Source organism: Rhizobacter sp., assembly GCF_031412075.1.
Lineage (GTDB): Bacteria > Pseudomonadota > Gammaproteobacteria > Burkholderiales > Burkholderiaceae_C > Rhizobacter.
Genome location: NZ_JANOCG010000327.1, coordinates 1 through 7,406 on the forward strand (window position 1 = coordinate 1; position 7,406 = coordinate 7,406).

At 63.5% G+C, this 7,406-nt stretch carries 9 protein-coding genes; 8 read left to right on the forward strand and 1 reads right to left on the reverse strand.

Features of this window, described 5'->3' with window-relative positions; genetic code table 11:
* Positions 1-7 precede the first annotated feature (7 nt).
* The 6 genes from RMO40_RS25495 (at position 8) to RMO40_RS11860 (ending at position 5,631) form a co-directional block, all read left to right on the forward strand.
* Entirely contained in the window at positions 8-118 is a 111-nt protein-coding gene (locus RMO40_RS25495) for a type II toxin -antitoxin system TacA 1-like antitoxin (protein WP_489660149.1), read from the forward strand.
* A 9-nt stretch (positions 119-127) separates the two neighbouring features.
* The gene (locus RMO40_RS11840; RefSeq protein ID WP_309721064.1) at positions 128-364 is read left to right on the forward strand and encodes a hypothetical protein; all 237 of its coding nucleotides are present in this window, start codon (positions 128-130) and stop codon (positions 362-364) included.
* Positions 365-537: 173 nt separating this feature from the next.
* Positions 538-888: a type II toxin-antitoxin system prevent-host-death family antitoxin gene (locus tag RMO40_RS11845; protein WP_309721067.1), complete on the forward strand. Its 351-nt coding sequence runs from the start codon at positions 538-540 to the stop codon at positions 886-888.
* Complete coding sequence (locus tag RMO40_RS11850) at positions 881-1,282, forward strand: type II toxin-antitoxin system RelE/ParE family toxin (protein WP_309721069.1); 402 nt, start codon at positions 881-883, stop codon at positions 1,280-1,282. The genes RMO40_RS11845 and RMO40_RS11850 overlap by 8 nt, the downstream gene beginning before the upstream one ends.
* 79 nt (positions 1,283-1,361) lie before the next feature.
* Positions 1,362-3,116 (forward strand): AAA family ATPase, encoded by a 1,755-nt coding sequence (locus tag RMO40_RS11855; RefSeq protein WP_309721072.1) that lies wholly within the window; start codon positions 1,362-1,364, stop codon positions 3,114-3,116.
* Between the two features lie 22 nt (positions 3,117-3,138).
* Positions 3,139-5,631 carry a TOTE conflict system archaeo-eukaryotic primase domain-containing protein gene (locus RMO40_RS11860; protein ID WP_309721075.1) on the forward strand — a complete coding sequence of 831 codons (2,493 nt, stop codon included), beginning with the start codon at positions 3,139-3,141 and terminating at the stop codon, positions 5,629-5,631.
* A gap of 149 nt (positions 5,632-5,780) precedes the next feature.
* Here the strand turns inward: RMO40_RS11860 and RMO40_RS11865 are convergent, their stop codons facing one another.
* Positions 5,781-6,050, reverse strand: coding sequence for a cold shock domain-containing protein (locus tag RMO40_RS11865; protein ID WP_309721082.1), 270 nt, complete (start codon positions 6,048-6,050; stop codon positions 5,781-5,783).
* A 201-nt stretch (positions 6,051-6,251) separates the two neighbouring features.
* On the opposite strand from RMO40_RS11865, the gene clpS reads away from it, so the two are divergent.
* Positions 6,252-6,605, forward strand: coding sequence for an ATP-dependent Clp protease adapter ClpS (clpS, locus tag RMO40_RS11870; protein ID WP_309721084.1), 354 nt, complete (start codon positions 6,252-6,254; stop codon positions 6,603-6,605).
* On the forward strand, positions 6,602-7,406 hold an 805-nt coding region (locus RMO40_RS11875), incomplete at its 3' end, for a Clp protease N-terminal domain-containing protein (protein WP_309721087.1). The genes clpS and RMO40_RS11875, both read left to right, overlap by 4 nt.

Genomic DNA, 7,406 nt, shown 5'->3' on the forward strand with positions numbered 1-7,406 from the left:
GATCCGTCTGTCGCGCGAAGAGCAACTGGCCTTCGTGCAAGCCCTGCTCAATCCGCCGGAACCGAATGCGCGCCTCAGGCGCGCAGCCAAGGCCTACCGCCAACGCACCGGCGCATAGCCGGTGGCGTTGACCGGCATCACTGTCGAGCCCCTGGGCCGACAGCACGACCGAGCTGCCTTTCACTGCGGCGCGGAGGCGCTCGATCGCTATCTCAAGCAGCAGGCCTGGCAAGACGCCGACAAGCGCGTGGCCGCGCCTTTTGTCGCCGTTAGGCCTCCCGACACACGCCTCCTCGGCTACTACACGCTGTCGGCCTCGGTACTGACCCTGGCCGACCTGCCAGACGATCTGGCCAGCAACTAGCCGCGCTATCCGCAGCTTCCGGTCACGCTACTGGGCCGGCTCGCTGTCGATCGATCCACCCAGGGTCAGTGGCGCGTAGAACACCTGCTACCCAGCCAGGTACGCCGGCCTACCCGATGGGTGTAGAAGCGCGTAGACTGCGCAGAATTCTGCAACTTCCGGATGGACATCCCATGGGAATCTCTGCGAGCGATGTGGTGCCGTTTACCCAGGCGCGTGCCACGCTGTCCGACTTGGCTGAACAGGTCAAGGCCGGCGCCGAGAAGATCATCACCAAGAACGGCGAGAGCTATGTCGCCCTCATCGACGCTGAGCGCCTGGACTATTACCACCGCTTGGAGCGCGAGAGCATCCACCTGCTGTTGATCGACGACGCGCGCCGTGGCCTCGCGGACATTGCAGCCGGACGGACGCAGGATGCGGATGCTGGCATTGCCGCGCTACAGGCTCGGCGGGCCGGTGCACCAACGGCCAGCACGAAGGGCAAGGTGAAAATCAGCAAGACCGCGCGCAAACGTGGCTGAGCCCGTCGTTTGCGTCGAACTGACAGCCAGCTTCCTGGAGCGGCTGGCGGTGATCGAGTCCTTCTTGACCGAGGCAGATGCGGCGCAGGCCTACGACAGGCTGCTTGGCGAACTCCGCAGCACCGTCATCCCCAATCTCGTGCGCTTTCCCCGTATCGGGCGGCGTTACCTGGACCAGCCGCCGCAGTCTGCCGAAGCTCTCGCGCAGCTCGCTGCATTGCCGGCGGGCGCAGCAGATCGCCTGCGCGAGTACCTGCACGGGGACTATCTGATCTTGTACACGGTGGCGACGCCGGGCGACTTGGTTCACCTACTGTCGATTCGGCACCACCGCGAACTGTCCTTCCAGTTTTCTCGGCTATGGGCCGGGCCGGCCGGTAGCCCGGAGCGCTGAAGAGAATGGGCATCCGCGAAGCCAACGCTGCCTTGACGCCAGCAACCCAGGAACACATCTTCCAATCCGAGGCCACTACATGATCACCAAGTTGACGCTTCGCAACTTCAAGAGCGTGGGCGAACAGGTCTACGATTTCACGCGCTTCGATCTGCTGGTGGGCCGCAACAACAGCGGCAAGAGCACGGTGCTGCAGGCTATGGCGATCTGGCAGTTCTGTGTCGACGAGTTCCATCGGTCCAAGCGCACCGGCAACACCGGCATCCAGGTCGTGCTGCCCAACTTCACTGCGCTGCCGGTGCCGGAGTTCATCCTGCTCTGGAAGGACCGAACCGACCGCAACTATCCGGTCGATCCGGCCACGGGCAAGAAGAAGCAGGAGTTCGTGCTCATCGAGATCTTGCTGGAGTGGCAGGACGCTGCCGGCAAGACCGGCGCTTTCGGCGTTGAACTGCGTTACCACTCACCGCAGACCATGTACGCAATTCCTTCCGGCGGCTGGTCGGCATTTCGCGAGTGCGAGAAGGCGGGTTCACTCCCCCGCATTGCCTACGTGCCACCGTTCTCGGGCCTGGAGCCGACCGAGAAGTTTCTCGACATCTCGCCGATGCGCCAGCAGGTCGGCAAGGGCCAACCGGGCAGCGTGCTTCGCAACCTGCTGCTGCGGGTCAGCAGTCCGTCGGCGCGCGACAACGGCGAACAGGCACCCAAGCGCGCACCGTCGGCCGCGGACTGGAAGGAACTGGCCGGCATGGTCGAACGCTGGTTCTCCGTCAAGATCAGCCAGCCCCGCTACGAGTCGACCAAGGATGTCTACATCACGGTCGAGTACGCAGATGGCAACCGGGCCTACGACATCATCTCGGGCGGCAGTGGGTTCCACCAGACGCTGACTCTGCTGGCCTTCCTGTTCGGCTACCAGCCTACGACGATCCTGCTAGACGAGCCCGACGCCCATCTGCACGTCAACCTGCAGCGCGAGATCCTCGATTACTTCAAGCGCAAGTCGCAGGAGCTCGGCACGCAGTTCCTGATTGCCACACACGCGGAAGAGTTTGCGCGCGGGGTGGACGCGAGTCAGATCGTTTCGCTGCTGAACCGCAAGCCCAAGCGTGTGGAATCGACACCTGCCGTTCTGCATGCGATGTCCGATGTGTCCAACGAGGAGATCACCCGTCTGATGGCGTCGCCCTACATCCTGTACGTGGAGGGCGAGAGCGACGAGCGAATCCTTCGGGCCTGGGCCGGCGCCTGCGGTGCCCAGGAGGCGATGGACAAAGTCTGCTTCAAGACCATGGGCGGGGGCGGCAAGAAGAACATGAAGGAGCGCGCCGACGCGCACTTCGCGGCGCTGCAGCAGATCTTGCCGGATGTCGCCCGGTTGATGCTGTTTGACTTCGACGATGCCGACGAGGCCTTCCACCCCAAGGCGGGCAACGCCGTTCTGGCCGAGTGGAAACGCAAGAATATCGAGAACTACCTGCTGGTGCCGGATGCGTGGCGCCGTGCGGCCTTGCAGCAGTTGCAACTGGCAGCGGACGACCTCTTTGCGCAATCGACGCAGAAGATCATCGACGACTTCTTCATCGACCAGAACCTGACCTTGCCTCCAGGGCGCGTCTGGCGCCAGGTCAGTGCGAACGTCTTCAGCGTGGTGAACGGCAAGAAGATCCTCTTCGAGAACCCGGACGGCCTGTTCCAGCAGCTGCGCGCAGCTGATCCCGCAGTTAGTCTGATCCGCGAGGCCGTGGCGCTGGGCATGACCGCCGACGAGATCCACGAGGACGTTCACGAGTTCATCGCCAAGGTGCGTGCGATGACCGGGCGAGAGTGAATGGAGCACCGAGGACGGGCCGATGACTGATCGCGAGGCCATTGTCGCGCTGCAAGCTGAGAACGCGCGGCTCGTGGCGCTGCTGGAGTCGCACGGTATCGCGTGGCGCACGTCGCGTGCAGCGGCGTCACAACGCGTACTGACCGCAACCGTGCTAAAGCCGGCGCCAGAACCTGCAGGCCCCAGCCTGTCCACGGCCGAGAAGGTGGCGCTGTTTCGACGGCTGTTCCGGGGTCGCACCGATGTCTATCCGGTTCGCTGGGAAGGCAAGATCTCGGGCAAGTCGGGCTACGCGCCGGCTTGCGCCAACGAGTGGCGAGCCGGTGTCTGCGAGAAGCCGCGCATCAAGTGCGGTGACTGTAGCCACCGGCTGCTGATGCCGCTGTCGGATTCGGTGATCTATGACCACCTGGCCGGTAAGCAAACGGTCGGCGTCTATCCGCTGCTGGAGGACGACACCTGCCACTTCTTGGCGGTCGATTTCGATGAGGCGGATTGGCAGCAGGACGCCCTGGCGTTCATGCAGTCTTGCAACGAGCTTGGCGTGGGGGCCGCGCTGGAGGTCTCGCGCTCGGGTAAGGGCGCTCATGCCTGGGTGTTTTTCGGCGGGCGTGTGTCGGCTCGCGATGCCCGGCGACTGGGCACCGCCATCATCAGCCACACCTGCTCGCGCACCCGGCAGCTCCGGCTGACGTCCTATGACCGCTTGTTCCCCAACCAGGACACGATGCCCAAGGGAGGGTTCGGCAACCTAGTCGCCCTGCCGCTGCAGAAGCATCCACGCGAGAGCGGTTGCAGCGTGTTTGTGGACGCCGCGCTGCGGTCGCACGGCGACCAGTGGGCCTATCTCGCCTCGGTCCAGCCCATGGCGCCGCACGACATCGAGCCGACCATCCTGCGTGCCACCGGCGGCATCCACCCGCTGGACGTGACGTTCATCGACGACGAGGACTTGGCCGCGCCATGGAGGCGCCGTGCCAGTGGGTCCACCAAGCTGGCGGGCACCATGCCCCAGGCCTTGACCGTGACGCTCGCCAACCTGATCTACTTTGAGAAGAGTGTGCTGCCTCAGGCGCTGGCCAACCGGCTGATCCGCCTGGCGGCCTTCCAGAACCCCGAGTTCTACAAGGCCCAGGCCATGCGCATGTCGGTGTGGGACAAGCCCCGCGTCATCGGCAACGCCGAAAACTACCCGCAGCACATCGCCTTGCCGCGCGGTTGCTTGGACGCAGCACTTGCCTTGCTGAAAGACAACGGTATCCGATGCGACCTGCAGGACGAAAGGTTCGCCGGCGAGCGCATCCAAGCCGACTTCGTCGGCACTCTGCGGCCTGACCAGGAGCAGGCCATGGCGGCCATGCTGAAACACGATGCCGGCGTGCTGTGTGCGCCGACCGCGTTCGGAAAGACAGTGACGGCGGCGGCGATCATCGCCAGACGCGCCGTGAACACCTTGGTGCTGGTCCATCGCACCGAGTTGTTGAAGCAGTGGCAGGAACGCCTGCAGGCCTTCCTTGGCGTTGGCAAAGGCGTCGTCGGCACCATCGGCGGCGGCAAGGCGAAGCCGACCGGCACGATCGACATCGCCGTGATGCAGTCGCTGTCGCGTCAGGGCGATGTCAACGCGCTGGTCGAGAGCTACGGGCAGATCGTGGTCGACGAATGCCACCACGTGGGTGCCGCATCGTTCGACGCCATCCTCAAGCGGACCAAGGCTACGTTCGTTCTGGGCTTGACCGCCACACCGATCCGCCGCGATGGCCAGCAGCCCATCATATTCATGCAGTGCGGGCCGATCCGCCACACCGCAGCCAGGCCGGTCAGTGCGCCGCACGAACTGGAAGTAGTACCGCGATCACGGATTGCCCGCATCGACCTGCCGACCACGGCGGGCATTCAAGACGTGTTCCGGCACCTTGCCAACGACCTGGCCCGCACCGAAGCTATCGCAGCGGAAGCAGCAGCGGCGTTCAAGCAGGGCCGCAAAGTGCTGGTGCTGACCGAGCGCACCGAACACCTCGATGCCATCCGCGAGGCCCTGATCGCACAGGCATCGACGCCGTTCGTGTTGCACGGGCGGATGTCGAAGAAGCAGCGCGCCGCCCTCATCACCGCGATGGACGCGCTGCCACCCGAGGCGCCGCGCATCCTGCTGGCCACCGGAAAACTGGTCGGCGAAGGATTCGACCACCCGCCGCTGGACACCTTGGTGCTGGCCATGCCGGTTTCCTGGAAGGGCACCCTGCAGCAGTACGCAGGCCGCCTGCACCGGGAACACGCCAGCAAAGCCGATGTGCGGATCATCGACTTCGTCGACACCGGCCACCCGGCGCTGCTGCGGATGTGGGAGAAGCGCCAGCGCGGCTATCGCGCGATGGGCTATCGAATGGGCCTTGATGCGAGCGATGGACGGGCCTCGATGGAGGACGTTGAAGTGCCGGGTCCCGTACCATCTAAGCAACTCTTTGCCGGACAAGAGGCAGCTGCAGGCGTGGCTAATGGTTTGGGGCCATGAACAGGGCCATCTGCCAAGGGCGTGTCAACGCACATCGAGTGTTCATGCGGCTCAGCGGCCGATTGGGAAGTGATGATCGAACATGTAGCCTTCTGCGGCACCAAGCAAAAGCCCACCTGAGGTGGGCTTTTGTGTTTCTGGCTGCTTGATCAGGCGCTGGCGCCGGCCCCAGATTGGCTGTTGGCGGCAGCTATCAGCAAGCTGCCGGGCGCTTCGTCCTGGGGGCAGATGTTGTGGGCCAGCTGGCCCTTGGGGCCTTGCACGGCTTCGTAACTGACCCGCCCGCCTTGTCTCAGGGTTCTGAAGCCGTCCATCTGGATGGCAGAGAAATGGGCGAAAACGTCGTCGCCTCCACCCTCGGGCTCAATGAAGCCGAATCCCTTTGCATCGTTGAACCATTTCACCGTTCCGACTGCCATATTGGGGCCCCCTTCCCATAAACCGCGGCATTCTCAATCTCGGTTTGCGGGCTGTCAAGGCGCTGGGGGCGGGCCTGGCATCCATCTTGAATGCGCCGAAAAATGTGCTGTGTGTGATGCATTTCTGGGCTTGTACCCACTGCATGTGGCGCAATATCCCAGACAGCGAACCGCCAAGCCTCAACTCGATAGAATGAATCCATGCCCGACGACACACCGCGCTCGCCAACGCCACCCAGTGGGCCTCCGCCCGACCGGAATCAGGGTGCCGTTGTTGCTGAGCGCAAGGCGGCCAAGACCGAGCCGCCGAGAATGTTCCAGGTGGTTCTTCTCAACGACGACTACACCCCCATGGAGTTTGTCGTGATGGTGCTTCAGGAGTATTTCAAACGTGACCTCGAGACTGCGACGCAGATCATGCTCAAGGTGCACAAGGAAGGTCGAGGCGTTTGCGGTGTTTACACCAAGGACGTGGCGGCAACGAAAGTCGAACTCGTGTTGACCGCCGCACGGCGTGGCGGTCATCCGTTGCAATGCATTATGGAGGCCGCATGATTGCGCAAGAGCTTGAAGTCAGCCTGCACATGGCGTTCGTCGAGGCGCGCCAGCAGCGTCACGAATTCATCACGGTCGAGCACCTGTTGATGGCGCTGTTGGACAACCCCTCGGCCGCCGAGGTGCTGCGCGCCTGCTCGGCCAACATCGATGAGTTGCGCAAGAGCCTTGCACAGTTCATCAAGGAAAACACGCCAACGGTGGGTGGCGCTGAAGAGGTCGACACGCAGCCCACCCTGGGCTTCCAGCGGGTGATCCAACGCGCGATCATGCACGTGCAGTCGACCGGTAGCGGCAAGAAAGAAGTGACCGGCGCCAACGTGCTGGTGGCGATCTTTGGCGAGAAGGATTCGCATGCTGTGTATTACCTGCACCAACAGGGCGTCACGCGGCTCGACGTGGTGAACTTCATCGCCCACGGCATCAAGAAGACCGACCCGCCCGAGCAACCGAAGTCGAACGAAAGCTCCGGCAACGAAGGCGAGAAGGAAGAAGGCGAGTCCAAGGGCTCGCCTCTGGATCAGTTCACCCAGAACCTCAACCAGCTCGCCCGCGAAGGCAAGATCGATCCGTTGATCGGCCGTGAGCTGGAGGTGGAGCGAGTCATTCAGATCCTGTGCCGCCGGCGCAAGAACAACCCGCTGTTGGTGGGTGAAGCTGGCGTGGGCAAGACCGCTATCGCTGAGGGTCTGGCCTGGCGCATCACGCAAAACGAGGTGCCCGAGATCCTGGCCGATGCGCAGGTGTATTCGCTCGACATGGGTGCCCTGTTGGCTGGCACCAAGTACCGCGGTGATTTCG

Excerpts from the sequence above, each read along its gene's own strand:
- RMO40_RS11845 (WP_309721067.1), top strand. The coding sequence starts at position 538 with ATGGGAATCTCTGCGAGCGATGTGGTGCCGTTTACCCAGGCGCGTGCC.
- RMO40_RS11855 (WP_309721072.1), top strand. The coding sequence starts at position 1,362 with ATGATCACCAAGTTGACGCTTCGCAACTTCAAGAGCGTGGGCGAACAG.
- RMO40_RS11860 (WP_309721075.1), top strand. The coding sequence starts at position 3,139 with ATGACTGATCGCGAGGCCATTGTCGCGCTGCAAGCTGAGAACGCGCGG.
- RMO40_RS11865 (WP_309721082.1), bottom strand. The coding sequence starts at position 6,050 with ATGGCAGTCGGAACGGTGAAATGGTTCAACGATGCAAAGGGATTCGGC.
- clpS (WP_309721084.1), top strand. The coding sequence starts at position 6,252 with ATGCCCGACGACACACCGCGCTCGCCAACGCCACCCAGTGGGCCTCCG.